Origin of the sequence: Parvularcula mediterranea (genome assembly GCF_013085255.1) — a bacterium.
Lineage (GTDB): Bacteria > Pseudomonadota > Alphaproteobacteria > Caulobacterales > Parvularculaceae > Parvularcula > Parvularcula mediterranea.
This window is the reverse complement of the sequence record NZ_JABFCX010000002.1, coordinates 267,937-290,387: the sequence shown is the minus strand read 5'-3', so window position 1 is coordinate 290,387 and position 22,451 is coordinate 267,937. Positions and strand designations below refer to the sequence as shown.

Sequence of the window (22,451 nt, the reverse complement as noted above, 5' to 3'; positions counted from 1 at the left end):
TCAGGCTCCCGGATAAAGCCCTAAAAACGCTTGCGGATTTCGAGTTCGAAGACCCTGCCGAGAGGATCGATCAGGTCCCGCTGGTAGCGCAGCGGGGTCTCGCCGTCGGGGTTTTCAACGTCGATCCGGCTATCGAAGATGTTGTCGACGCCGACACTGATCCGCGTGTTCCTGAGCCAAGGCGCCCGCTGCATGATCGCGGCGGAGTAGCCGAGGTCATAGCCCATGCGCACATCGGCGATTAGGGTCTGGGAAAAGCTGAGGTCGGACCCGCCCGTGAGGCTGCCATCGACTTCACTGCCGCTCTGCCAGTTGACCCGGCTGAAGACGCCAAGGCCTTTGTTCCAGCGCCTGAGCGATGCCGTGAGCTGGTGCGCCGCGGTGCCCCCGTTCTGGCCGATGGCTGAGCCGTTCAGGAGATCGAGTGTCGGAAGGCCTGCTGCGATGACGAGTTCGTCTTCGAGGACCCAGGTGTGGGTGAGCGTAATGCCCATCCGTCCCGGTCTGCCCGAGCGGGTCGGCTGACGATTGGGTTGGCGACGACCACCCTCGGCGTTTGCACCTTGGGGAGGTCCGCGGCGCTGGCCTTGCGCCTGCCCGCCTTGAGGAGGTCCGGAGGGGCGTCCGCTTGCTGCAGGGGGTTGGCCAGAAGGTCTTCCGCTCCCTGCCGGTGGTCCGCCCTGAGGACGCTCGCCCTGCGGACGACCTGATGCTGCTGCGGCAGGAGGGCCGCCGGGTCTGCTGCCGGGCCGTGCGCCGGACGGTGGGCCGCCTGGGCGTCCACCGGGCCTGCCGCCTCTACGGCCAAGGCGCTTGGACCAGTTGATGCTGGAGCGGAGCTGGCGTTGGGTGCCTTCCTCGAAATTCACCGGACGCCGATCAATGCTCAGGAGCGTCCCGTCCGTATCCCGCACGAAGCGGTCAGCGAAGGCGGCCTCGACCTCTGCCGTCAGGGCAGGGAAGCCGCGAGCTTCATCGTCGATTCTGCTTTCGGTATAGTCGATGTTGAAGGTGACGTCCTTCTCTTCCCAAGGCTTGATCTGCACACCGATCTTGGACACCTCGCGTGCGTCCGCGAGGAGGTTCGGGTTGCCGCCTGAGATGCTTTCCACAAGGACGGTCTCGCCTGTCACGAAGTCGAAGACCCGGACGTTGGGCGTGACGAGTTCGGGGTTGCCCAGCTGCTGGATTCCCGGCGCACCTTCCTCAACCGTGTAGGAGACGAGGAAGCGCAGCTTGTCATTCGGGCGCCAGTTGAAGCCTGCGCCCCATGTAAGGAGCGAGCCGAAGTCCGACAGCTCACGGAAATTGAGGTTGCCATTGACCGACAGGGTGCCGATCCCGCCATCGACACGGTCGGTGACGGGTGCATCGACGTTAATCTGGGTGCTGAAGGTCTGGCGGTCGAGGTCAGTGACCGTGACCTCGCCTTCCTGACGCGCTTCGGTCTCGATGGCGCGGGAGAAGACACCGGCCTGCGCCGAAACGCGGACGTCGCCCGCTGGCAGCTCGAACGGTCGCCAGTTGACGACACCCTCGGCGCTGGCTGTCTCGCTGCGGTTCTCAGTGATCCGCTCGACGCGCGCGATGTCACCGCTGAGCAGGGCAAAGGGGTCTGCGCCCGCATCCACCGCAGCCTGAAGCGCCACGAGGTCGAAGCCGAGGTCGGTCGTCGCTTCCTGATCGGAGACTTCGTAGTTCGCGGTCAGCGTCCAGTTGACGGGCGAGAGCTTGCTGACCACCGAAAGGCCACCGGTGAAGACCTCGTTCGTCGTCTCCTGGAAGAGCTGCCCGTCCTCGCCTTGCTGGGCGTAAAGGGTCACACCGTCCGCAAACGGAACGAACGAGTTGCTGGCTGGTAAGTCGAGAGCCGCACTGCCGAGGCCCTGCTTGCTGATCGTCTCGCCAGCTTCGAACTCACCGCTGATCGTCAGGATGCTGTCGAAGAGGAAGAGGCCCGACCGGCTGAAGCCCGCCGCAATTTCCTCCGTCTCAGGGCGGAGCGCACGGAAGGCCTGTGCATCCTCCGGCGTGGTTACGCCGGGGAGCAGACTGGCGAAGCTTGCACCTTGGAGAGCTGCCACAGTGACAGACGGATCAGCGCCAATCAGTGCACCGATGGGATCGCCGAAGCTTGCCGCGCCTAGGTTCCCGGGGTTCGCGAAGGGCAGAAGCGGCTGCTCCGAAGTAAAGTCGCGCTCTTTTTCCAGAAGCTCAGACTGCCGCTCATAACGCAAGTCCACGGAGAACCGGCGGTTGCCGTCCACCTTCAGCCGCTGGAGGCTGGCCTCGGTCGAACTCGATCCGCCCTGGTCAGGGGTCTCAAGCTCGCTCTCGACGGCGCGGACGACAACATTGTCCTTGAGGATGAAGTTGATGACCCGCCGGTCGGCGCTGAAGCCATAGGCGAGAGCGGCTTCTTCGGGGAGGACCTCGACGCGAGCGAGGGCTTCTGGCGGATAGCGGCCGATTTCGCGGAAGCCGGAAATGCGCCTGCCATTGAGAAGGACGACAGGGCCACCGCCGGAATTGCGCCGTGTACGGCCTGACGTGGTTTCAGGCGCGAGTTCTTCGAGAAGCTCTGCGATCGACGAGACGCCGTAGGCTGCGATCTCTTCCTCGCCGAGCACAAGTTCAGGTTCGACAGTTGAGAGGGTGACGCCGCGGCGGCGAACGGCGTCGACAACGATGACGTCCGAGTCCTGTTCACCGGAAGGCTCAACCCGCTGGTCGTCCTGCGGGTCCTGCCCGGCCGTTTCTGCGGCTGCGGGCGAAAGGGCGAGAAGGCTCGCGCTGAGGAGCAGCGCCTTCAGCGCCCATCTGGTGTCAGTCATGCGTGTCGCCGCTTCCCCGTAGGATCGCTAAAGAGTTAGCTGATCCGCCGGGAATAGCGACGACCCTATTGTCGCAAACTGTCTTGCGACCCCTTACGCCTTGCGGCGACGGCGCAGGCCGAGACCTGCGAGGCCTGCTGCGAAGAGCGGCAGGGCGCCCGGGATCGGAACACTGGCAAGCTCGAAGTCATAGAGAGCGACGCGCTTCTGGTTGTCGGGCTCCATGTCCAGCTCGAGGATGTAGCTACCGGCGAGCAGCGTGCCGTAGGTGCCGACGGGATCGCTCGTGTCCACGGTGATCGTGGTGATCAGGTTCGTGTCGGTGTTCGTGAACTTGAAGTCGATCTGGTGAGGCGACGGGCCGTTCGTGTCGGTGATACCCGAGGTGCCGAGCGGTGCAGCGATGAGGCTGAAGTCAAACGCCTGGGTGGCCGTAAAGTTGTAGGTGTCTTCCGAGCCGACGATGCGGCCAAAGACCTGAATGACGTCGCCAGCGCTCAGATCGTCGCCGATCATGAAGTCGATGTCGAAGCCGTTCGGGTTCGCAGGAACGTCAGAGATCTTGATCGATCCCGGCTCCTGGGCGCGGGTGCCCTCGGTGTAGGAAATGGTGGCAGCATGGGAAACGCCCATGGCGAGCGCACCAACGGTTGCAGCAGCGAGAAGTGCTTTCATGAGAGTTCTCCTAAAACTTTAGGGAATAATCTCATCTTTAGTGTGATAGAATCAAACAGGAAGTCGAAAAGCCTTAATATTGAGGCTTTTCGACGTCTTAGCTTGAGCTGGGCTAGGCGATGGTGCCGAGACCGCCACCGAGCGCGATCGTTTGTCCGGTGACGTAGTTGGATGCGCCAGAGCCGAGATAGAGCGCCATGGCATAGAGGTCTTCGGACTGGCCGAGGCGCTTGAGGGGCACCATGGCGGCGATGGTGTCCTCGCCAGCCATCTGGATCGTGCCGGCCATCATCTTCGTGGCGAAGGGGCCAGGGGCGATGGCGTTCACCGTGATGTTCCGTCCTGCGAGCTGCAGCGCGAGGTGCTCGGTCAGGTGGATGAGCGCCGATTTTGATGCGCCGTAGGAATAGGTCTCCATCTGGCCTGCGCGCATGCCTTCGACCGAGGCGACGTTGATCACCTTGGCCGGGCTGTTGGGCTCAGCGGCCGCCTTCAGGAAAGGCAGCATCTGCTGGGTGAGGAAGAACGGACCCTTGAGGTTCACGTTCATGATCTTGTCCCAGCCGTCCTCGGGGAAGTCTTCCAGGGTCGAGCCCCAGGTCGCGCCGGCATTGTTGATCAGGATGTCGACCTTGTCAGTCTTCGAGCCGACGAACTCAGCGAGGGCCTTCGCGCCTTCGATGGTGCCGAGGTCAGCGGCGAAGCCTGACGCATCGCCATGCTTGGCGAGTTCTTCGACGGCCGCTTCGACGGCGACGTCCTTGCGCGAGGAGATGATGACCTTCGCGCCGTTGGCGACGAGAGCGCGGGCCATATCGAGGCCGATGCCGCGGGTGCCGCCGGTGATGACGGCGGTCTTGCCCTTCACGGAGAAGAGTTCTGCTGGATTGGTCATGGGAGACCTCCCTTTCGTTTTGTCATCCGTGTGCACGCACCGGGCGCTAGGCGAAAGGGGGCGGAGGGGTCATAGTCAGTTCCATGCTGAGAGCCATGACCGCCGCCGCCATCATTCTAACGGCCTGCGCGCCGACTGCCGTGGAGGAGGACGAAGTGCCCAATGACCTGCCGGGGCCGACCGGAGAGCAGCCTTGCGGGGCTGAAGGCTACCAGGGCTTCGTCGGCAAGCCGCTGGCCGCGGTGACCTATCCCTCGGACATGAAGGTGCGCATCGTCGAGCCGGGCATGATCATGACGATGGAATACATCGCCACCCGGATGAATATCAAAGTCGACGAAGACGGAATGATCACCCGCGTCTACTGCGGCTGACGCACTTCCCATCCGTCGGGGATCAGGGGCTCGCCCGCTGCCTGCTTGGCGGCGATCTCCTGAGCCGCCGCGTTGAGGCGCAGCTGACGCTCTGGCGTCGTCGGGTGGCTGACAAGGAGCCATGAGTTCCTCGGCGAGATATTCGAGAAGAGCTGGAAGACATCGGCCAGCCCTCCCGTCTCTCCACCCGCTCGGACGTGCATGTAGAGGCCCGCATAGTCAGCCTCCCGTTCGAAATCTGCGGACTTCACAGCGCCGGCGGCAGCACGGGAGGTGAGGGTGGTGAAGGGCGGAACCTCCGCACCCATCGCTTTTGCGACAGGCTCGGTCAGCAGGTCGAGACCCTGCGCTGCGAGATAGAGGGGCGGCCCCCAGAACGCGGCTCCGGTGACGAAGCTGTTCCGCACCACCTTGCGCGGATGCTTGCCCGCCCAATGAGCAAGCTCATGGGCGATGATGAAGGCAATGACCTCGTCATCCTCCACGGCGCGCAATAGGCCAGCGTACATGGTCAGTGTACCGAAGCTGGCGGTGGCGTTGATCGAGCCTGAAGGGGAGCTGACGACCCGTACATCGCAGGTACTGACAGGCTCAGGGCTGACGGTGAAGGCTTCGCCATCGCGTTCGAAGGTGAGGGAAGTGGGCTTGTCCTCATCCGCGTCATCGCCTTCCTTCTGTGGGCGGAGGTAGGCGGCGAGGAGGCGGCCCGCCCCGTCGCCGCTCGCGAACTCACTGTCGCCGACCTTGGTCAGCACGTCTCCCGGCATGATTCCCGCGCCAGCGGCGGGGCTGCCAGGAGCAACGCTCAGCACCCTGACATCATCGCCCCAGCCTAGCTCTTCGAGATGGTCACGCTTCAGGCCCTTGGCGAGGCCATGCACCGTGTCCTTGTCGCCCAGCCTCAGGCCCATCCTGTTCGTGACCCGCGGGCAAAGCGGCTCGTTCTCAAGAAGCACCGGCCAAGCAAGGCGCAGGACCCGCTCCTCCCGCGCCAGCGCATCGGCCAGCGCTTCGTTCTGGATCGCCCGGCGACGCTCATCGACCTCCGCCCTGCCAAGCTGCGGCAGGTCAGCGCGAGGCGTCGCGCATGCAGCGAGAAGGAGGAGGGCGGGGAGCAGGAGACTTCTGGCCATGGGCAGAGCCTAAGCTGATTTGCCTTTCCGGATCACGCTTTCGGTAAAGATCAAATGCTCAAGGAGGCGAAAGGCTTTGCGCAACACAACTTAAAGTAGCATCTTCGCATGACCGACATCCCTATTCACCCCGAAGAAAACGAACGTCTCGACGTTCTCCTTTCCACCCATGCCCTCGGCGAAGAGCTCTGGCCCGAGCTTGATGAGCTGACGGCTTTTGCTTCGGACAGCTACGGCACGCCTATCGCTGCGGTGTCGCTGGTCGATCAGGACCGGCAGTTCTTCAAGTCGCAGGTGGGTCTCGATGTTCGCCAGACCGATCGGAAGTCAGCCTTCTGCGCCCACACGATCTGTGAGAAGGACCCCTTCGTGGTGCTCAATGCCGAGGAGGACCAGCGCTTCGCCAAGAACCCGCTGGTCACTGGCGCACCGGACATCCGCTTCTACGCTGGCGCTCCGATCACCATCAACAACATGCCCATTGGCTCCATCTGCGTCATCGCAAGAGAGCCGCGCGAGGCCTTCTCCGCCGAGGAGCGGAAGGAGCTGAAGCAGCTCGCGGAACGGGCTGCTGAGATCATCCAGTCGAAGATGCCGGATGCCGCCTGAGGCGCAGGGGCCTCAAGGCCTCTGGACTTCGCAGGCGCACTTTTGCATGAGGGGCCGCACGATCCCGCGGAGCCTTCGATGATCAACCTTCTCAAGCGTATCTTCAGCTGGTGGCACCAGTCGACCATCGGCACGGGGTTCACCCTGTGGAAGGCCAAGGCGCGCCTGATCGGTGAAGATGCGCAAGGCAACCGCTATTACGAAGAGGGCGGCGATGAAGGCACCTTCCCGGAAGGCGGACGTCGCCGCTGGGTTGTCTACCACGGCGTCGCCGAAGGCAGCCGTGTGCCGCCCGAATGGCACGGCTGGCTGCACCACACTTGGGAAGAGCCGCCGACGGTCGATCCCGTACCTGTCAAAAAATTCGAGAAGCCGCATCTTCCGAACATGACCGGAACCCCGCTCGCTTACAGGCCTAAAGGCTCGATCGCGGTCGCTGGCCAGCCTGGCGAAGGCGCGAAAAAGGATTACGAAGCCTGGTCGCCCGACGCGCTCTGATGCGCTAGGGTTATCGAAACGACGGAGTCGCTCGACCATGCTTTCCAGTCTCATCGTCCTCGCCGCAGCGGCACAGCTCCAGGCTTCCGAGCCTGAAAACGTGCTCGGCTGGACCGTGGAGCCGCCAGAGGCGATCCCCGGCGAAGAGACCGAGCTCGACCGTCTCTCCCGCTCGCCCTCGGGCAGCGGCTTCGCAGCGACGATTTATGGCTCCCGCGGCGACGATGCCCGCGAGCCGATTTCCGTCACGGTGCGCGCGCTCGACAAGATCACGGCACGCTTCTCCGACATTGTCCTGCCGATCGGTGAGGTCGCCGAGTTCGGCACGCTGAAGCTTCTCGCCCGGACCTGCTCGGCTACGCCGCCGGAAGAATTCCCCGAGACGACCGTCTTCCTCGAAGTCTATGCAGGTGACCGCGACGTTGCTGGCCAGCGCGCCCGTCAGGCCGAGGCCGACGCCGCCGCAGAAGAGCTGCCGCCGATCATGACCGCTGAGGACATGGCCGCCGCGGAAGGCGAAGAGGAACAGGACGGCGCTTCGATCCAGGCCGCGATCGACGAAGCGCTCTTCGGCGAGGCTCTCTTCAAGGGTTGGATGTTCGGCTCGTCGCCGTCGCTCAACGCTCTCGAGCACCCGACCTATGATGTCTGGGTGATCTCGTGCAGTATGGAAGAGCCTGAGATCTGATCAGGCAGGGCCTTGAGGTCCGCCTGCGCAGACAGCGCGTTCTCCAGCATGCTTTGATAGGCAAAGTCCGAAACCTCCACTGCGCCAAGACTGGCGAGGTGGTCGGTCAGGAACTGCGCATCGAGAAGGCGGTAGCCGGCCATCCGCAAGCGCCCGACCAGGTGGCAGAGCGCGACCTTGCTCGCGTCCCGGCGCAGGCTGAACATGCTCTCTCCGAAGAACGCTGCCTGGATCGAGACGCCATAGAGCCCGCCGACGAGCTGGCCCTCAGCCCAGCACTCCACCGAATGCGCCCGGCCCATGCGGTGAAGCTCTGAATAGACCCGGACAATGTCGTCATTGATCCAGCTATCTTCCCGTCCGGCCTCGTCGGAGGCGCAGAAATGCATGACCTCCGAAAATGCCGCATCAACCGTGACTTCGAAGCGGTCCTGCCGAACAACCTTCCGCAGGGACTTGGAGACGTGGAAGTTCTCCAGCGGGAAGATGCCCCGCATCTGGGGCCTGACCCAGAACAGCTCATCGGTATCCTTACCTTCAGCCATCGGGAAGTACCCGGCGCGGTAAGCCTCCATCAATACCTGTGGGGACAGCTTCATGGCATTGCCCGTGGCGCGAAGGGGCGTAAGTGCCGCAAAACAGGGCAACCGAGGAGCATCGTCATGTCGGTCACCATCACCTCAAGCTTTGAATGTGGCAACATTCGTGTCGTCAGCGCGCATGATCCTCAGGACATACGCCTCGAAATCGAGAGCGACGGGAAGGCCGATTTCTTCCAGTGGTTCTTCTACCGCGTGGAAGCCCCCGAAGGATCCCGCCGCATGGTGATCGAGAACGCTGCGCGGGCCTCTTATGAAGGCGGTTGGCAGGACTACAACACCTGCGCGTCCTATGACCTCGAAAACTGGTTCCGGGTGCCGAGCCGTTATGAGAATGGCAAGCTCGAGATCGAGCACGAGGCGAAGGGACCCGTCTGCTACTACGCCTATTTTGCTCCCTACACGGCGCACCGTGCGATGGAGATGACGGCGCGCTTCGGCGCCATGGACGGTGTTGAATGGATGCCGCTCGGCAAGTCTCTCGATGGGCGTCCGGTGGATGCGCTGCGTTTCGGCTCGGTAGCCGAAGCCAAGAAGACGATCTGGGTGATCGCGCGCCAGCACCCCGGCGAAAGCATGGGCAGTTGGTATGCTGAGGGCTTCTGCGAGGCCCTGACCGATCCGAACAACAATATGGCCCAGCAGCTCCTGCGCGAGGCAACGGTCTATGTCGTTCCGATCATGAACCCCGACGGCGTGGCCCGCGGGCACCTGCGCACCAATGCTGCAGGTACGGACCTCAACCGTGCGTGGGCGGAACCATCTGCCGAGGCGAGCCCGGAAGTGCTCGCGGTACGGAACAAGATGGACGAGCTAGGCTGTGACCTCTTCCTCGATGCGCATGGTGATGAAGCCATCGCGAACAATTTCATCGCCGGTTCCGAAGGCATCCCGAAATGGTCGCCGCGTCTGGCGGAGCTGCTCTCGACCTTCAAGAACCAGCTGATCCAGGCGACCCCTGATTTTCAGGACAAGGAAGGCTACCCGATCGACCCGGCTGGCAAGGCGAACCTCAGGATCGCCAACAACCAGGTCGGTGAGCGCTTCGAATGCCTCTCCATGACGCTGGAGATGCCCTTCAAGGACGCCCGCACGAACGCCATGCCGGAGGAGGGCTGGAGCCCCCGCCGCTGCAAGCAACTCGCGGTGCACTCCATCGAAGTGATGGCACGGCTGGCCGAGCGGTTGCGGTAGGCGGAGCGCTTCGCGCGTTTTTTTCGAGATGGATCCTGGATCAAGTCCAGGATGACGGGTGGTGAGGTGGTTTCTCCATTATCGTCATCCTGGACTTGATCCAGGATCCATCAAGGGCCCGAAGAGAAAGCGTCAGCTTTCCCCGCTTCCCCCAATCCCCTTCAACCACTCCAGAACCTCAGCACGCAGAGCGCTCATATCTGCTTCGGTCCGCTCATCCACCAGCATGGAAGAGCCGTGGATGCCGTTCTCCGGGATGATGTACCGTGCACCGAGGGCTTCGAGCTGTTCGCGTTGCTCGGCAGCGGTCGGGCGGGCGATCTCTGACGGAGGATTGAGAGCCAGCATCGGCGCTTTCACCTCTGCCGCCCGTTCAATCGCGAGGCAGGAGCGCATGGCCCCGCCTGAAGCTGGTGAGAAGGCGATGACGCCTTCGGTCACGTCAGGCCGCTCGGCAGCAGCGTGGAAGACCAGCGCGCCCGTGTACGAACTACCCCAGAGGATAAAGCCGCGATCGCCGAACCCGTTCCGCTCCGCCTCATCCACGGCTGCGAGGAGGTCGGGGAGGGCGTCGCAAAAACCTGAGGGCACGCCGTCGGGCAAGGTCTTCACGGTCAGGTTCTCGCCGCCATAAAGCTCGCCGCCTGCGCGGCTGTCCCAGGTGATGACGTCGAACCCTTCGGACGCCAGCCACTCGGCGATCTCCGAATACTCGCCATCGGCGTTCGAGCCGCCCTGATGGAAGAGGAGCAGCGTCGGATGCTCGCCGGTGTTCCTGAAGCGCTGCCAGATATTGCCGTGCACCGTCACGCCGTCGGAGGTCACAGCAGTCAGCGTCGGCCGAGACATAGGCGGAGCAACCGCCATCTCCGGCGCCGCTGCTGTGGCCATCGGGCCGTTGCCATAGGGCATCCCCACCGGGTCACAGGCGGTGAGCGCCAGCGCGAGAGAAAGACCGACCAAAACGCGCATGAAAAAAGCTCCCCTGCATCGCTGCGGGGGAGCTTGTCGTTAGTTCCATCGCCGGTCCAGACCGGCTGGCAGGACGTTACCAGATGGCAACGCGCTCATCTTCCGGAAGGTAGAGGTCATCGTCTTCGGTGACTTCGAAGGCGTCGTACCAGGCGTCCATGTTGCGGACGATGCCGTTCACGCGGAACATGCCCGGCGAGTGCGGCCCGGTGGAGATCTGCCGCTTGAGGGCTTCCTCGCGGTAGAGGCCTTTCCAGACCTGCGCCCATGCCATGAAGAAGCGCTGGTCACCGGTGAAGCCGTCGATGACGGGGACGTCCTGACCTTCGGTCGCCAGCTTGTAGGCCGCGTAGGCCATGGCCATGCCGCCAAGGTCGCCAATGTTCTCGCCCATCGTCAGGTTCGGGATCAGCGGGTAGCCTTCGACAGGCTCATAGGTCGCATACTGAGCACCAAGGGCGTCAGCCTTCTCCTGGAAGCGGGCCTTGTCCTCTTCGGTCCACCAGTCACGCAGCGCGCCGGTGCCGTCGGACTTGCGGCCCTGGTCATCGAAGCCGTGGCCGATCTCGTGGCCGATGACGGCGCCGATGCCGCCATAGTTGACCGCAAGGTCAGCATTCGGATCGAAGAACGGAGCCTGCAGGATAGCCGCCGGGAAGACGATCTCGTTGCGGGTCGAGGAGTAGTAGGCATTGACCGTTTGCGGGGTCATGAACCACTCATCCTTATCAATCGGCTGACCGAGCTGGGAGAAGCTGTCTTCGTGGTTGAAGATCCGGTTCTCGCGGATGTTCGCAACGGGCGAGTCCGCAGACACTTCGAGAGCGGAGTAATCCGTCCACTTGTCCGGGTAGCCGATCTTCGGGGTGAAGGCTTCGAGCTTGGCTTGCGCTTCGGCCTTGGTTTCTTCACCCATCCAGTCGAGCTCATCGAGACGCTGGCTGAAGGCAACGCGGAGGTTGGCGACGAGCTCTTCCATCTGCGCCTTGCTTTCAGGCGGGAAGTAGCGCTCGACATAGACCTCACCAACGGCCTCACCGAGGGCACCGCCAACGGCCGAGACGCCGCGCTTCCAGCGGGGGCGCTGCTCGGGAACACCCGAAAGCTCCGTGCTGAAGAAGGCGAAGACTGCGTCGTCGATTTCTTTCGGCAGCACGCTCGCATAGCTACGCACGGCCGAGGCGACCATGTAGTTCTGGAGGGTCTCGACAGGGGTGTTCGCGAACACTTCCGCTGCGCCTTCGATAGCGCTCGGTGTGCTGACGACGAAGTAGTCCTGATCGGCGATGCCGAGGTCAGACATCATCATCTGCCACGGAAAGCCGCTAGCCATTTCTTCGAGCTCGGCGAGGGTGTACTTGTTGTAGGTCTTGTCGCGGTCACGACGCTCTGCGCGGGTCCAGTGGATCTCTGCGATGGCCATCTCGAACGCGAAGACGTCGGCTGCGGCTTGTTCGGCGTTTTCGGTGCCGGCGGCAGAGAGGATCGTGACGAGATACTCTTTATACGCATCAGCCTTGTCGGCGAACTTCTCGTCGAGATAGTATTCGCGGTCAGGCATGCTGAGGCCCGACTGTCCGATGTAGACGGAATACCGGTCAGGCTGCTTCGCATCGATCGAAACACCAACGCCGAACGGGGTGCGCGTGCCGAGGTCCGGCTTGACCATCAGGAGCGCGACGTCCTCGTGGCTCTCAGCCGAGCGGTAGAGGCCAAGCTCGTCCTGGATCGGAGCAAGGCCAGCAGCTTCGATGGCGTCGGTGTCCATGAAGGCGGCGTAGTAGTCGCCGATCTTCTGCTCGACCGAGCCTGCAGGGGCGTCGGTCTCAGCGGCTTCCTCGATGATCTTGCGGATACGCTCTTCGGAGCGCTCGAAGAGGGCCGTGAAGCTCGAATAGCTCGAACGCTCAGCAGGGATCTCGAACGTATCGAGCCACTTGCCGTTGACGTATTCGAAGAAATCGTCGCCCGGGTCGACTTCGGGCTTCATGTCGGCGGTTTCGATGCCGAAGGTGCCGAGTTCTGGGGTGTTCGAGGCCTCTGCTTTCTCCATGTCAGGCTTCGAGCTGGCCGAATCGCCAGCCTGCTCTGCACAGGCCGCGAGGGTCAGCGCGAGAGCGCCGCCAAGGGCGGTCTTGAGGAGAAGAGAAGGTTTGGGCTTCGTCGGGATCATCAACTGGTCCACTTTCTTGTAAGCGATGCGCGGGGTTTTGATAAAAAGACCCCTGAGAAACAACACCCCTTATCGTAAAACAGAAATGAAAGGTCGGAGAGTCGCGCCCTGCGCTTCACCCTCGCGCCTGCTCGCGAGCGCGCTAAGTGGTCCCCAAACAGTTCCAAGGGAGACCGAAAATGGCCAACGCCCCGACCTATGACATGAAGGGCAAGACCTGCTTCATGTCCGGTGCCACCTCCGGCATCAACGAACAGATCGCCCGCCGCTTTGCCGAAGCTGGCGCCAAGGTTTTCGTCGTCAGCCGCTCGATCGAGAAGGTCGAGGCGACCGTCGCCATGCTCAAGGAAGCGGGCGCTGAAGACGCCGCTGGCCAGTCCGTCGATGCGAGGAGCTACCCTGACGTCGAAGCCGCCGTGCAGGCCTGCGCTGAAAAGTTCGGCAAGATCGACATGTGCCTTGCGGGGCAGGCGGGGAACTTCCCCGCAGGCGCGGCCCAGATGTCGGCCAATGCTTTCAAGTCGGTGGTCGATATCGACCTTCTTGGCACCTTCAACGTCTTCCGCGCGGCCGTGCACGAGGCGAACCGTCCCGGCGCGAGCTTCATCGCGATCACCGCGCCCCAGGCGACCCAGCCCTGGCTCTTCCAGTCCCACGTCTGCGCCGCGAAGGCTGGCGTGAACATGCTGGTCAAATGCCTCGCGATGGAATGGGGCGTCTCGGGCGTCCGTGTGAATGCGATCAGCCCTGGCCCCATCGACGGCACCGAAGGGATGGACCGCCTCGCGCCGAATGAGGAGATGCGGGAGAAGTACCGCCAGGCCCTCGCGCTAAAGGAATTCGGCAACCGCGACGACATCGCTGACGCCGCTCTGTGGCTGACCTCGCAAGGCGCCGACTATGTCACCGGCACGATCCTCGAGGTCGAAGGCGGCACCACCCTCGGCGACGCTACCCTGTCGATGAAGCTGTGAGGGGAGCGGGCAGGGGCCGCGTCCTCGTCACGGGCGCAGGGACCGGCATCGGCAGGGCCTGCGCACTCTACCTAGCTGAGGAAGGCTTCCACATCCTCGCTTCGGGGCGAAGGGCGGAGCCGCTCGAGAAACTGGCAGCTGAAAAGCCAGGGCAGGTCACGCCGGTGCAGTTCGATGTCACGGACCCTGAAAGCATCGAAGCGGTCGTGCCGGGGCTAAGCCCCATTGATCATGTCGTGAACAATGCCGGGATTGCCGTGATGGGCGCGATCGAGGCCGTGCCGCTCGATGAATGGCGCCGCCAGTTCGAGACCAACGTCTTTGGTGTCGCGAATGTCTGCCGCGCCGTTCTCCCCCAGATGCGCCAGCGCGGGGCAGGCAGGATCGTCAACATCGGCTCGGTCACGGGCAGGCTCGTTCCGCCGTTTCAGGGGGTCTACGGATCATCGAAGCACGCGCTCGAAGGCCTGACCGATGCGCTCCGGCGAGAGGTTGCACCCTTCGGCATCGGTGTGAGCCTCATCCGCTCCGGCTTCGTCAACACGAGCTTCGGCGATCAGGAGCAGGAGCAGCTGAAAAAACACCGCATGGATGCCTATGGCGAGCACCATGACACATACTCCAAATGGCACCACGAGCAGGGCCACAAGGTTGCCCCTGAACCGGTGGTCGTCGCGCAGGCTGTCGAACGGGCACTGACTGATGCGAACCCGCGGACGCGCTATTCCTGCCCGCCCAAGGCAACCCGGCTCATCCTTCTCAGGGCCTTGCTCCCTGCACGGATCGTTGACGGGATGATCGAGAGGACCATCCGCTCTTGACGGATCGTTCAACCTGAGCTGCCAGAAGCCTGCGAGCCTGAAGGACCTCCGAAGTGATCATCTCCCACCCGCACCGCTTCGTGTTCCTGCACATCCCGAAATGCGCGGGCACATCCGTCAGGCAGCAGCTTCAACCATTCGATACGAGCGATGGCCGCTTCTCCGGCCCGCTCGACCATGAAAAGCTCGGTGCGATCTACGGCACCCATTTGCCTCTCTCGATCCTCGAGAAGCATTTCCCCGAGACCTTCGAGGAGGTGCGCGCGTTCCGCGCCTTCGCCGTCATGCGCGATCCTGAGGGCCGGTTCCGCTCGGCCCTCGCGCAGAGGCTCCGGGAGCTTCACTCGGTGGAGCTGGCTCACGCCGAGGACGATCTGGTCGAGGACGAGATCGGCAAGGTGATCGAAGAGCTCTCCAAAGGTGAGGAGCTACCGCCCAAGGGCTTCATCCACTTCCTGCCCCAGCACCGCTGGATCGAGCATGAGGATGAGCGCTTCGCCGATGATCTCTTCTGGATGAGCGACGTCGCAGGGATGCTTTCGGCGATCAGCAATCATACCGGTGAGCGGCTCGGTGAGGCCCTGCGCGCCAATGAAAGCGCAGAATACCGGTTCCCCGGCCTGATCAGGACCACCCGCCGCGCCAGCACGGCATTGCGGGAGAGGCTGCCCGTGGGCGCATACCGCTCCATCGTGAAGATGGCCAAGCCGCTCCTGACCAAGGACAAGGGCGGGACTCCGAAGCCCCTGCCAGGCGGGGAGACGCTGAGCGGCTTCCTACGGGACTACTACGCTCGCGATTTCGAGCTGGCGGGGGAAGTCACCTCGCGCGAAGCAGCGAGCTAGCCCGCTTCTGTGAAGGTGCGATCAGCTCCGCTCGGCCCTCACTCTACCATCACGTGCACGTCTGCACTGGCGAGACGGCTTGAGGCGGAGCCCGTTTGCCTTTAGCGGCACTCTGTCAGCATTCAACGAGAGCGTTTATCCCGTGACGATACCTGTTCTGATGCCCGCCCTGTCTCCCACCATGGAAGAGGGCACCCTCGCGAAATGGCTCAAGAAGGAGGGTGACACCGTCTCCTCCGGTGATGTCATTGCCGAGATCGAGACCGACAAGGCGACGATGGAAGTCGAAGCCGTCGATGAAGGCGTGATGGGCAAGATCGTCGTGGCCGAGGGCACGGAGAACGTGAAGGTCAACGCGACCATCGCAGTGCTGCTCGAAGATGGCGAAAGCGCTTCGGATATCTCCGACAGCGACGTGAGCGGCGGCGGCGCTGCCAACGGCGCGGCTGAGCCTCAATCGGCTGCCGAGACCGGCCCGGAGCCCGAGGCGACCGAGCGCAAGGCTCCGGCCTTCTCCATCGCGGCTGAGCCTGAAGTTCCCGAAGGCACCACCTTCACCGAGACCACCGTGCGCGACGCTCTCCGCGATGCGATGGCCGAGGAGATGCGCCGGGACCAGGACGTCTTCGTGATGGGCGAGGAAGTCGCTGAGTATCAGGGCGCCTACAAGGTGACCCGCGAGCTCCTCCAGGAGTTCGGTCCCCAGCGCGTGGTCGACACCCCGATCACCGAGTATGGCTTCGCTGGCCTCGGCGTCGGTGCCGCGTTCGAAGGCTTGAAGCCGATCATCGAGTTCATGACCTTCAACTTCGCGATGCAGGCGATCGACCACATCATCAACTCTGCCGCGAAGACCCGCTACATGTCCGGCGGCCAGATGGGCTGCCCGATCGTCTTCCGCGGCCCGAACGCCGCCGCCTCGCGCGTGGCTGCCCAGCACTCCCAGGACTACGCCCCGTGGTACGGCCACGTGCCGGGCCTCCTCGTCGTCGCGCCTTACTCAGCAGCCGACGCGAAGGGCCTCCTCAAGGCGGCGATCCGCAACCCGAACCCGGTCGTCTTCCTCGAGCACGAGATGCTCTACGGCGATAAGTTCGATGTTCCGGACCTTGATGATTTCGTCCTGCCGATCGGCAAGGCCAAGGTCGTCCGTCAGGGTTCGGACGTGACCATCGTCTCCTACGCCCAAGGCATGAAGCGCGCCCTTGAAGCTGCCGCCATCCTCGAGCAGGAGGGCATCGACCCTGAAGTCGTGGACCTCCGCACCATCCGTCCGATGGACCGCGCCACGGTCATCGAGAGCGTCAAGAAAACCAACCGCCTCGTCACCGTCGAGGAAGCCTGGGGCCCGATGGGCGTCGGCGCAGAGGTTGGCTGGTCGGTCACTGAAGCAGCCTTCGACTATCTCGACGCGCCGCCCGCACGGGTCTGCCAGGAAGACGTTCCGCTCCCCTACGCCGCCAACCTAGAGAAGCTCAGCCTTCCCGATGCCGAGCGCGTCGTGGCTGCGGTCAAGAAAGTCCTCTACGTTTAAGGCTTTGCGGCGAGGGGTGCATTTTGCCCCTCGCATGCTTTATCGAAAATCATTACATAGGGGAAAGCGTCGCAACACGTTAGGGGCTTTCCATCCATGTTTGATTTCCTGTTCAATCCCTCAGGCCGCATCAGCCGTAAGGGATACGCGCTGGGCTTCGTGCCGGCCTACCTGATCCTCGTCATTCTGCCTTCATTGCTGCTGCCGCAGCAGGGCCTCATCCAGGTCTATACGACGGTGATCGGGCTCTTCTTCTTCTGGCCGGCGCTGATCGCCGTGCCGTTCAAGCGGTTCCACGATCTCAACCTGACCGGCTGGTGGCATTTCGGCATCGCCGTTCTCGTGGGCATTCTCAGCGGCTATGGCACGCTGCCGATCATCGTCGAGGCGATGAACGACCCCGACGGCATCGCGGCGATGAGCGAGGGTAAAGCAGGCTGGGAAGCGACTGCGGCCATGTTCGGCCAGCTGAGCGAGAAGCCTGACCGCCTCTTCGCAGCCATTGCCGCCACCGCGATTCCCTATATCGAAATGATTATCCTGATGCTGCTCCCCGGACAGCGCCAGGAGAACCGTTTTGGTCAGGATCCGTTGGTAAGCGGTATGGGTTTCGCCGACTGACTTCAAAGGAGACAGCATGTTGGGGCGCTTGGTTTTTCTGATGCTTGCCGCCCCGCTTGCTGCTTGCGGGACCACGCCGGCGACTGTCTCGCTTGAGGGACAGTTCACCCCGGCGGCGCCTCCGCCCGCGGAAGTGCGGGTCATGCTCGACCCTCATTACGGCCACACGAATTGCGAGATCGAGGACAAGCTCACCCTGGAAGGCACGGACAGGGCCGACCCCTATGTCAGCCTAGCGCCAGACGAGAGCGGCAGCTTCCGCCTCCGTCCCATCGCGGTCGCCTATAAGCGAAAGGGCATGAAGGGCGGCGCGCCGCTGCCGACCTTCTTCCTGGGCTTCTTCAACGAGCAGGACACGATCTACGCCGTGGGTCACCAGCACTCGGCTTTCCACTACCGCACCTTCGACGCGGCGACGAAAGAGCCCGTCCCCCGCGCCGATGCGTGCTGGCGCGTTGTGCAGGGAGACTACGACCAGCCCGAGAAGCGCAGCCAGCGTCTGGTGCTCTTCCTCGCCCCCAACTTCGACAGTCCCAAGACGTGTCTTCCCGAGGGCGTCTTCACCCCTGGGGGAGTTGTGCACCGCCCGCATTTCGAGGAATGATCGAAGCGGGCAGAGCAGGGGCATCACATGCGGGGCATCGTCATTGATCCAAGAGGCAGGATCCGGAGGAGCCGTTTCCTCTGGGACCTCATCATGCCGAATATCGGCGCTCTGATCGCCATCGGCTTCCTTCGCTCTACCGAAGCGCCCATCGCCGACGCAGCGATTGGCGGCATCCTCGTCCTCCTCCTCTGGGCAGGTAACTTCGCAGCACCCATCGCGAGGCTGCACGACCTCGGTGTGCCCGCAGCGGTGCACTTCGCTGCGCTGGTCGCGATCTTCCTGTTCGGGACGATCGGCCCGGTTGGCAGCTTTGAGGAGCTCTCCATGCGCGTCACGGACTGGCTCGCTGTCCTGACTGGCGAGGACAGCCAGGTCCCCGCCGTCGGGGGCGACAGTCAGCGCATTGCGGGCATCATCGCCCTGGTGCAGGTGCTGGTCCTCAGCCTCGTGCCCGGGAAATCCGGGCCGAATCGCTTCGGACCTGATCCCAAGGACAAGACGTGACGCCCGACGCCATCCTGCGCTTTCTCACCTCCACCCAAGGCCGCATCAACCGCAAGCAGCTCGCGCTCGGCATGCTCCTGCCGCTGATGGTGGCCGTGTGGATCACAGACGCGCTCAACAGCTGGGTCCTGACGGCGCTGGTCTGGATTTTCTTCGCCTGGCCGCTGTTCGTGGCGACGCCGTGGAAGAGGCTGCATGATCAGGGGCGCTCAGGGCGGTGGAACCTGATCTTTCTGGTCTTCTATGCCCTTGGTTTTGTTTTCCTTCTCGGAGAGTATGTGCCTGCCGAAGGGGGCTGGGCCGCGCTCTTTGACGGGCAGGAGCCGAGCACGGTCGATGACGACCTGACCGCAAATGGACTCGGTGGGTTCTCGACGATCCTGATCTTTTTACCGATCCACCTGTTCTGGCTGTACCTCCTCCCTAGTCAGCGCGGGGCAAATCGTTATGGTCCGCCGCCGAGTGCCCAGGAGTAAGCGATGCCGATTCCCGTTCTGATGCCCGCCCTCAGCCCGACGATGGAGGAGGGGACCCTCGCCACGTGGCTTAAGAAGGAAGGCGACACAGTCTCCTCCGGTGATGTCATTGCGGAGATCGAGACCGACAAGGCGACGATGGAAGTCGAAGCGATCGACGAGGGCATCCTCGGCAAGATCCTGATCGAGGCGGGCACCGAAGGCGTGAAGGTCAATGCGCCGATCGCCGTCATCCTCGAAGACGGCGAGAGCGCCGACGACATCGACGAAGCTTCCCTTTCGGGCGGTGGCCAGGCCAAGCCCGAAGGCAAGCCGACCACCGACAACAAAGCCGAAGCTGGCGCTGACACGGCCATGGCCGCTGCCGCTGCTGGTACTGCATCCGTCGCGCCCGCCACAGGCGGCGGTGACGCCGGCGACCGCATCAAGGCTTCGCCCGTCGCCAAGCGTTTGGCCAAGAACGAAGGCCTCGACCTCTCCGCCGTCAACGGCACAGGCCCCCACGGACGGATCGTCAAACGCGACGTCGAGAAGGCACTGAAGGAAGGCGTCTCCGCGCCCGCGGCGGCTTCAGCGCCTGCAGCAGCGCCTGCGGCTATGCCAGCCGCTGGCATCGACGAGCGCCTCTATCCGGCGGACAGCTACGAGGCGATCAAGAACGATGGCATGCGCAAGACCATCGCCAAGCGCCTGCACCAGAGCTTCAACCAGGAAGTCCCGCACTTCCCGCTCAACGTCGACATCGAGCTGACCGAGCTTCTGGCCCTCCGTGCCAAGATCAATGCCGGTTCGCCGCCCAAGGGCGAGGACGGTTTCTACAAGCTCTCGGTCAACGACTTCATCATCAAGGCGTCCGCCGCTGCCCTCATGGCCGTGCCAGAAGCCAATGCGACCTACACAGACGAAGCAATCCTACGCCACAAGCACGCTGACATCGGCGTGGCCGTCTCCATTGACGGTGGCCTGATCACGCCGATCGTCTGGAAGGCCGAGCAGAAAGGCCTCAAGCAGATCTCCGCTGAGATCAAAGACATGGCCAAGCGCGCCCGTGACAAGAAGCTGAAGCCTGAAGAGTATCAGGGCGGCACCTTCTCTGTCTCGAACCTCGGAATGTTCGGTATCAAGAGCTTTGCCTCCATCGTGAACCAGCCCCACGGCGCGATCATGTCGGTCGGCGCTGGCGAAGAGCGGGTCGTGGTCAGGAATGGCGAGATGGTCATCCGCAACATCATGACCGTGACGCTCACCTGCGACCACCGCGTGGTCGACGGCGCAGCAGGCGCGGCGTTCCTCCAGAAGTTCAAGCTCTTCTGCGAAGACCCCGCAGTGATGTTGCTCTAGGCGCAGTCCATGCTCCATCTCCTCTGCGGTAAGATCGCTTCAGGCAAGTCGACCCTTGCCAAGCGCTTGGCCGGGGAGGAGGGCGCCATCCTTTTGTCCGAGGACGAACTGATGGCGCAGCTCTACCCGGGTGAGATCCTGACACCGAAGGATTTTCGGGAGCGGACAGCGCGGCTCGAAGCTGCCATCGCACCCATCGTTACGCAGCTTCTGGCGAACTCACTGCCTGTGGTGCTCGACTTCCACGCGAACACCCGTGAGCGCCGTCAGTGGATGGCGGGGCTGGCTGAGCAGGCAGGCGTCCGGGCTCGCCTGCATTGGCTCGACGTGTCCGATGAGACCTGCAAGGCGCGGCTGCGCGAGCGGAACGCAAGCGGTGAGCATCCGTTCGAAACGAGCGAAGAGATGTTCGATCAGTTCACGGCACACTTCACCCCGCCGCTCGAAGGTGAGGGTTTTGACGTGCAGCAGTACGGTGAGGGCTAGGCCTCGAGGTGCGCACCCGGACGGCGCTTCTTCGCCACCATACCGAGATAGCGGATCCGCTGGCTGGCCGTGCGCTTGAAAAGGAACGGGAAGACCGCGTGGACGAGGCAGCAGAAGCCTGTCCCGATCATCAGCCAGCCGATCTTGTTCGCCTGCTTGGCGTGACCGACATAGGATTCGCCAACGCTCTCGGGATGCTCCCGGAAAGCGCGCTCGATTTTCGCTGTTTCACCCATCGACATGAGCGGAGCTTATCACAGCGCGAGCAAAACTGCGAGACGATTCGCCTCACTCGGGAGCGATAGGCGCCGGTTTGGCCCTCCGGGACTTCGCGAAGAACGAGGCCGCCACCCGCGCCTTGTCCGAAGCGGTCCAGCCGCGCTCCTCCAACTGGAGGACCCCGTCGCGCTCGGCATAGCCGAGGAAATAGCCGGTGGGGTGTGCCTTATGGCCGTCTTCGGTGAACTGGTAGATCTCCGAGCCCTCGCCGATGATGCACTGGGTCACCCGCGGCCGGGCCATGCGGCAGGCGCTGTCAGGCCGTCCGACGACCTTCGACTTGAGCTCGAGGAGCCCCGGTGCGGAAACCTCGATCCCGAGTTCCGACACGTCGGGTTTCGGCACGGCGGCCATGGCGAGAATGGCGATTGCGGTGATCATGGCGGTCCTCCCTCGTGGCTTACTTATGCGTCGAAGAGTGACCTAGAGCGATCAGCCTTCGGAGCGACGCTCGAGCTGCAAGTTCTTTTCTGCTGACTTGATGAGGAGCTCGAAGAGGAAGATGCGGGTCCACAGGTATGCGAATAAAAACCCGATAACACTGCTGAAGAGGATGACCATCAGCATGTAAGGACCAAGGCGCTCTCCTGCGCCGTTCAGGGCCTCGCTGCCTACTGTTGAACTCATTCCAAGCCCTCCGAACTCGATGTGCAGCGCGTGCGGCTGCTCTTGCCCCATCGATTCAAGAGAAGCGCCGAGGCTACGCGAGAGGCCTCCGAGACTTGTGGCGATCGGCCTGAGCTGAACGAGGGAGGCGCCGATAATGATCTTGGTCAGCCAGTCAGAAATCTGTTCGAGGTTGGTGTTGCTGGCGATGGCTTCCCGGCGGACCTGCAAACGCCGCCTTTCGTCCCTGAGTTCTTTGACTTGGTCGTCACTGAGTTTCGAAGCGCCTTCCTGCGCCAGCTGACGCGTTTCGTCGCCCTGCTGAGAATTCGGAAAAGGGGCGGACGACGGCGTCTGTTCCAGCTGCCCTGCCGTTTGACCGGTGACGGTTCTTGGAATTCCAAAGAGAAAGCCAAGTAACCCTCCGATGAAAAGAAACGCTCCGAAGGTCATCAGGATGAGCGCCATCCCCGAGAGGCCGAAGTTAACCCAAGCAATTCCCATGGCGAGGATTAGCACGAGGCCGATGATCACGCTGAGTGAAACAACCCAATCACTGTTGAGGACGCCTCGACGCGTGAAAACCTGTTTGATCCAGGTACGTAGAGTGTCGCGGACACGCTGGCGTTCTGTCGGCTGACCGGTATCAGACATAGAAAAGTGCTCCCTTTCCAATGAAAAGGGAGCACTGCTTCAATGTCTACTGAAGAGAG

25 protein-coding genes are annotated in these 22,451 nt (G+C 63.0%); 15 read left to right on the top strand and 10 right to left on the bottom strand.

Going from position 1 to position 22,451, the window contains the following annotated elements; genetic code table 11:
• Nucleotides 1-20 precede the first annotated feature (20 nt).
• From HK107_RS02010 to HK107_RS02000, 3 genes are all read right to left on the bottom strand, one after another.
• Entirely contained in the window at nt 21-2,834 is a 2,814-nt protein-coding gene (locus HK107_RS02010) for a TonB-dependent receptor (protein WP_173196296.1), read from the bottom strand.
• A gap of 93 nt (nt 2,835-2,927) precedes the next feature.
• Nucleotides 2,928-3,509 (bottom strand): VPLPA-CTERM sorting domain-containing protein, encoded by a 582-nt coding sequence (locus HK107_RS02005; RefSeq protein WP_173196295.1) that lies wholly within the window; start codon nt 3,507-3,509, stop codon nt 2,928-2,930.
• A 112-nt stretch (nt 3,510-3,621) separates the two neighbouring features.
• The gene (locus HK107_RS02000; protein ID WP_173196294.1) at nt 3,622-4,404 is read right to left on the bottom strand and encodes an SDR family oxidoreductase; all 783 of its coding nucleotides are present in this window, start codon (nt 4,402-4,404) and stop codon (nt 3,622-3,624) included.
• A gap of 83 nt (nt 4,405-4,487) precedes the next feature.
• Here HK107_RS02000 and HK107_RS01995 point away from each other — a divergent pair, with 83 nt between their 5' ends.
• Nucleotides 4,488-4,778: an I78 family peptidase inhibitor gene (locus HK107_RS01995; RefSeq protein WP_173196293.1), complete on the top strand. Its 291-nt coding sequence runs from the start codon at nt 4,488-4,490 to the stop codon at nt 4,776-4,778.
• On the opposite strand, the gene HK107_RS01990 is transcribed toward HK107_RS01995, so the two are convergent.
• Nucleotides 4,766-5,911: a M48 family metalloprotease gene (locus HK107_RS01990; protein ID WP_173196292.1), complete on the bottom strand. Its 1,146-nt coding sequence runs from the start codon at nt 5,909-5,911 to the stop codon at nt 4,766-4,768. The two genes, HK107_RS01995 and HK107_RS01990, sit on opposite strands and share 13 nt — an antisense overlap.
• Before the next feature lie 108 nt (nt 5,912-6,019).
• On the opposite strand from HK107_RS01990, the gene HK107_RS01985 reads away from it, so the two are divergent.
• The 3 genes from HK107_RS01985 to HK107_RS01975 all read left to right on the top strand — a co-directional run bounded on the left by HK107_RS01985 (nt 6,020) and on the right by HK107_RS01975 (nt 7,706).
• Entirely contained in the window at nt 6,020-6,520 is a 501-nt protein-coding gene (locus tag HK107_RS01985) for a GAF domain-containing protein (RefSeq protein WP_173196291.1), read from the top strand.
• Between the two features lie 78 nt (nt 6,521-6,598).
• Complete coding sequence (locus tag HK107_RS01980) at nt 6,599-7,018, top strand: NADH:ubiquinone oxidoreductase subunit NDUFA12 (protein WP_173196289.1); 420 nt, start codon at nt 6,599-6,601, stop codon at nt 7,016-7,018.
• 37 nt (nt 7,019-7,055) lie between these two features.
• Complete coding sequence (locus HK107_RS01975) at nt 7,056-7,706, top strand: DUF2155 domain-containing protein (RefSeq protein WP_173196287.1); 651 nt, start codon at nt 7,056-7,058, stop codon at nt 7,704-7,706.
• Here HK107_RS01975 and aat read toward each other — a convergent pair.
• Nucleotides 7,658-8,305: a leucyl/phenylalanyl-tRNA--protein transferase gene (gene aat / locus HK107_RS01970; RefSeq protein ID WP_173196285.1), complete on the bottom strand. Its 648-nt coding sequence runs from the start codon at nt 8,303-8,305 to the stop codon at nt 7,658-7,660. The two genes, HK107_RS01975 and aat, sit on opposite strands and share 49 nt — an antisense overlap.
• A gap of 63 nt (nt 8,306-8,368) precedes the next feature.
• Between aat and HK107_RS01965 the strand changes: the two genes are divergently transcribed.
• On the top strand, nt 8,369-9,499 hold the full coding sequence (locus tag HK107_RS01965; RefSeq protein ID WP_173196283.1) for a M14 family metallopeptidase: 1,131 nt from the start codon (nt 8,369-8,371) through the stop codon (nt 9,497-9,499).
• 132 nt (nt 9,500-9,631) lie between these two features.
• Here HK107_RS01965 and HK107_RS01960 read toward each other — a convergent pair whose 3' ends face one another.
• Nucleotides 9,632-10,471, bottom strand: coding sequence for an alpha/beta hydrolase (locus HK107_RS01960; RefSeq protein WP_173196281.1), 840 nt, complete (start codon nt 10,469-10,471; stop codon nt 9,632-9,634).
• Nucleotides 10,472-10,547: 76 nt separating this feature from the next.
• Nucleotides 10,548-12,644, bottom strand: a complete 2,097-nt coding sequence (locus tag HK107_RS01955; protein ID WP_173196279.1) for a M13 family metallopeptidase — start codon at nt 12,642-12,644, stop codon at nt 10,548-10,550.
• A gap of 179 nt (nt 12,645-12,823) precedes the next feature.
• On the opposite strand from HK107_RS01955, the gene HK107_RS01950 reads away from it, so the two are divergent.
• The 10 genes from HK107_RS01950 (at nt 12,824) to HK107_RS01905 (ending at nt 20,853) form a co-directional block, all read left to right on the top strand.
• Nucleotides 12,824-13,618 (top strand): SDR family oxidoreductase, encoded by a 795-nt coding sequence (locus HK107_RS01950; protein ID WP_173196277.1) that lies wholly within the window; start codon nt 12,824-12,826, stop codon nt 13,616-13,618.
• The gene (locus HK107_RS01945; protein WP_173196275.1) at nt 13,615-14,439 is read left to right on the top strand and encodes an SDR family oxidoreductase; all 825 of its coding nucleotides are present in this window, start codon (nt 13,615-13,617) and stop codon (nt 14,437-14,439) included. The genes HK107_RS01950 and HK107_RS01945 overlap by 4 nt, the downstream gene beginning before the upstream one ends.
• A gap of 53 nt (nt 14,440-14,492) precedes the next feature.
• Nucleotides 14,493-15,284 (top strand): sulfotransferase family protein, encoded by a 792-nt coding sequence (locus tag HK107_RS01940; RefSeq protein ID WP_173196273.1) that lies wholly within the window; start codon nt 14,493-14,495, stop codon nt 15,282-15,284.
• Between the two features lie 160 nt (nt 15,285-15,444).
• Nucleotides 15,445-16,818 (top strand): pyruvate dehydrogenase complex E1 component subunit beta, encoded by a 1,374-nt coding sequence (locus HK107_RS01935; protein WP_198912351.1) that lies wholly within the window; start codon nt 15,445-15,447, stop codon nt 16,816-16,818.
• A 96-nt stretch (nt 16,819-16,914) separates the two neighbouring features.
• Nucleotides 16,915-17,439 (top strand): DUF805 domain-containing protein, encoded by a 525-nt coding sequence (locus tag HK107_RS01930; RefSeq protein WP_173196268.1) that lies wholly within the window; start codon nt 16,915-16,917, stop codon nt 17,437-17,439.
• A 16-nt stretch (nt 17,440-17,455) separates the two neighbouring features.
• A complete protein-coding gene (locus tag HK107_RS01925; RefSeq protein ID WP_173196266.1) occupies nt 17,456-18,043 on the top strand; it encodes a hypothetical protein in 588 nt (195 codons plus the stop codon).
• A 27-nt stretch (nt 18,044-18,070) separates the two neighbouring features.
• On the top strand, nt 18,071-18,550 hold the full coding sequence (locus HK107_RS01920) for a DUF805 domain-containing protein (RefSeq protein WP_173196264.1): 480 nt from the start codon (nt 18,071-18,073) through the stop codon (nt 18,548-18,550).
• Entirely contained in the window at nt 18,547-19,026 is a 480-nt protein-coding gene (locus HK107_RS01915; protein ID WP_173196262.1) for a DUF805 domain-containing protein, read from the top strand. The genes HK107_RS01920 and HK107_RS01915 overlap by 4 nt, the downstream gene beginning before the upstream one ends.
• Before the next feature lie 3 nt (nt 19,027-19,029).
• Nucleotides 19,030-20,367, top strand: a complete 1,338-nt coding sequence (locus tag HK107_RS01910; RefSeq protein WP_173196260.1) for a pyruvate dehydrogenase complex dihydrolipoamide acetyltransferase — start codon at nt 19,030-19,032, stop codon at nt 20,365-20,367.
• 9 nt (nt 20,368-20,376) lie between these two features.
• Complete coding sequence (locus tag HK107_RS01905) at nt 20,377-20,853, top strand: AAA family ATPase (RefSeq protein ID WP_173196258.1); 477 nt, start codon at nt 20,377-20,379, stop codon at nt 20,851-20,853.
• Here HK107_RS01905 and HK107_RS01900 read toward each other — a convergent pair.
• From HK107_RS01900 to HK107_RS01890, 3 genes are read right to left on the bottom strand one after another with little or no spacing between them, the layout of a single operon-like run.
• Nucleotides 20,850-21,089 (bottom strand): DUF6356 family protein, encoded by a 240-nt coding sequence (locus HK107_RS01900; protein ID WP_173196255.1) that lies wholly within the window; start codon nt 21,087-21,089, stop codon nt 20,850-20,852. The genes HK107_RS01905 and HK107_RS01900 overlap by 4 nt on opposite strands.
• Before the next feature lie 52 nt (nt 21,090-21,141).
• Complete coding sequence (locus tag HK107_RS01895) at nt 21,142-21,513, bottom strand: hypothetical protein (RefSeq protein ID WP_173196253.1); 372 nt, start codon at nt 21,511-21,513, stop codon at nt 21,142-21,144.
• Between the two features lie 51 nt (nt 21,514-21,564).
• Entirely contained in the window at nt 21,565-22,392 is an 828-nt protein-coding gene (locus HK107_RS01890) for a hypothetical protein (protein ID WP_173196251.1), read from the bottom strand.
• Nucleotides 22,393-22,451: the final 59 nt, after the last annotated feature.

Bases quoted from the DNA above. Each gene is read 5' to 3' on its own strand.
- HK107_RS02010 (WP_173196296.1), bottom strand. From the start codon at position 2,834: ATGACTGACACCAGATGGGCGCTGAAGGCGCTGCTCCTCAGCGCGAGC.
- HK107_RS02005 (WP_173196295.1), bottom strand. From the start codon at position 3,509: ATGAAAGCACTTCTCGCTGCTGCAACCGTTGGTGCGCTCGCCATGGGC.
- HK107_RS02000 (WP_173196294.1), bottom strand. From the start codon at position 4,404: ATGACCAATCCAGCAGAACTCTTCTCCGTGAAGGGCAAGACCGCCGTC.
- HK107_RS01995 (WP_173196293.1), top strand. From the start codon at position 4,488: ATGCTGAGAGCCATGACCGCCGCCGCCATCATTCTAACGGCCTGCGCG.
- HK107_RS01990 (WP_173196292.1), bottom strand. From the start codon at position 5,911: ATGGCCAGAAGTCTCCTGCTCCCCGCCCTCCTCCTTCTCGCTGCATGC.
- HK107_RS01985 (WP_173196291.1), top strand. From the start codon at position 6,020: ATGACCGACATCCCTATTCACCCCGAAGAAAACGAACGTCTCGACGTT.
- HK107_RS01980 (WP_173196289.1), top strand. From the start codon at position 6,599: ATGATCAACCTTCTCAAGCGTATCTTCAGCTGGTGGCACCAGTCGACC.
- HK107_RS01975 (WP_173196287.1), top strand. From the start codon at position 7,056: ATGCTTTCCAGTCTCATCGTCCTCGCCGCAGCGGCACAGCTCCAGGCT.
- aat (WP_173196285.1), bottom strand. From the start codon at position 8,305: ATGAAGCTGTCCCCACAGGTATTGATGGAGGCTTACCGCGCCGGGTAC.
- HK107_RS01965 (WP_173196283.1), top strand. From the start codon at position 8,369: ATGTCGGTCACCATCACCTCAAGCTTTGAATGTGGCAACATTCGTGTC.
- HK107_RS01960 (WP_173196281.1), bottom strand. From the start codon at position 10,471: ATGCGCGTTTTGGTCGGTCTTTCTCTCGCGCTGGCGCTCACCGCCTGT.
- HK107_RS01955 (WP_173196279.1), bottom strand. From the start codon at position 12,644: ATGATCCCGACGAAGCCCAAACCTTCTCTTCTCCTCAAGACCGCCCTT.
- HK107_RS01950 (WP_173196277.1), top strand. From the start codon at position 12,824: ATGGCCAACGCCCCGACCTATGACATGAAGGGCAAGACCTGCTTCATG.
- HK107_RS01935 (WP_198912351.1), top strand. From the start codon at position 15,445: ATGCCCGCCCTGTCTCCCACCATGGAAGAGGGCACCCTCGCGAAATGG.
- HK107_RS01930 (WP_173196268.1), top strand. From the start codon at position 16,915: ATGTTTGATTTCCTGTTCAATCCCTCAGGCCGCATCAGCCGTAAGGGA.
- HK107_RS01925 (WP_173196266.1), top strand. From the start codon at position 17,456: ATGTTGGGGCGCTTGGTTTTTCTGATGCTTGCCGCCCCGCTTGCTGCT.
- HK107_RS01920 (WP_173196264.1), top strand. From the start codon at position 18,071: ATGCGGGGCATCGTCATTGATCCAAGAGGCAGGATCCGGAGGAGCCGT.
- HK107_RS01910 (WP_173196260.1), top strand. From the start codon at position 19,030: ATGCCGATTCCCGTTCTGATGCCCGCCCTCAGCCCGACGATGGAGGAG.
- HK107_RS01905 (WP_173196258.1), top strand. From the start codon at position 20,377: ATGCTCCATCTCCTCTGCGGTAAGATCGCTTCAGGCAAGTCGACCCTT.
- HK107_RS01900 (WP_173196255.1), bottom strand. From the start codon at position 21,089: ATGGGTGAAACAGCGAAAATCGAGCGCGCTTTCCGGGAGCATCCCGAG.
- HK107_RS01895 (WP_173196253.1), bottom strand. From the start codon at position 21,513: ATGATCACCGCAATCGCCATTCTCGCCATGGCCGCCGTGCCGAAACCC.
- HK107_RS01890 (WP_173196251.1), bottom strand. From the start codon at position 22,392: ATGTCTGATACCGGTCAGCCGACAGAACGCCAGCGTGTCCGCGACACT.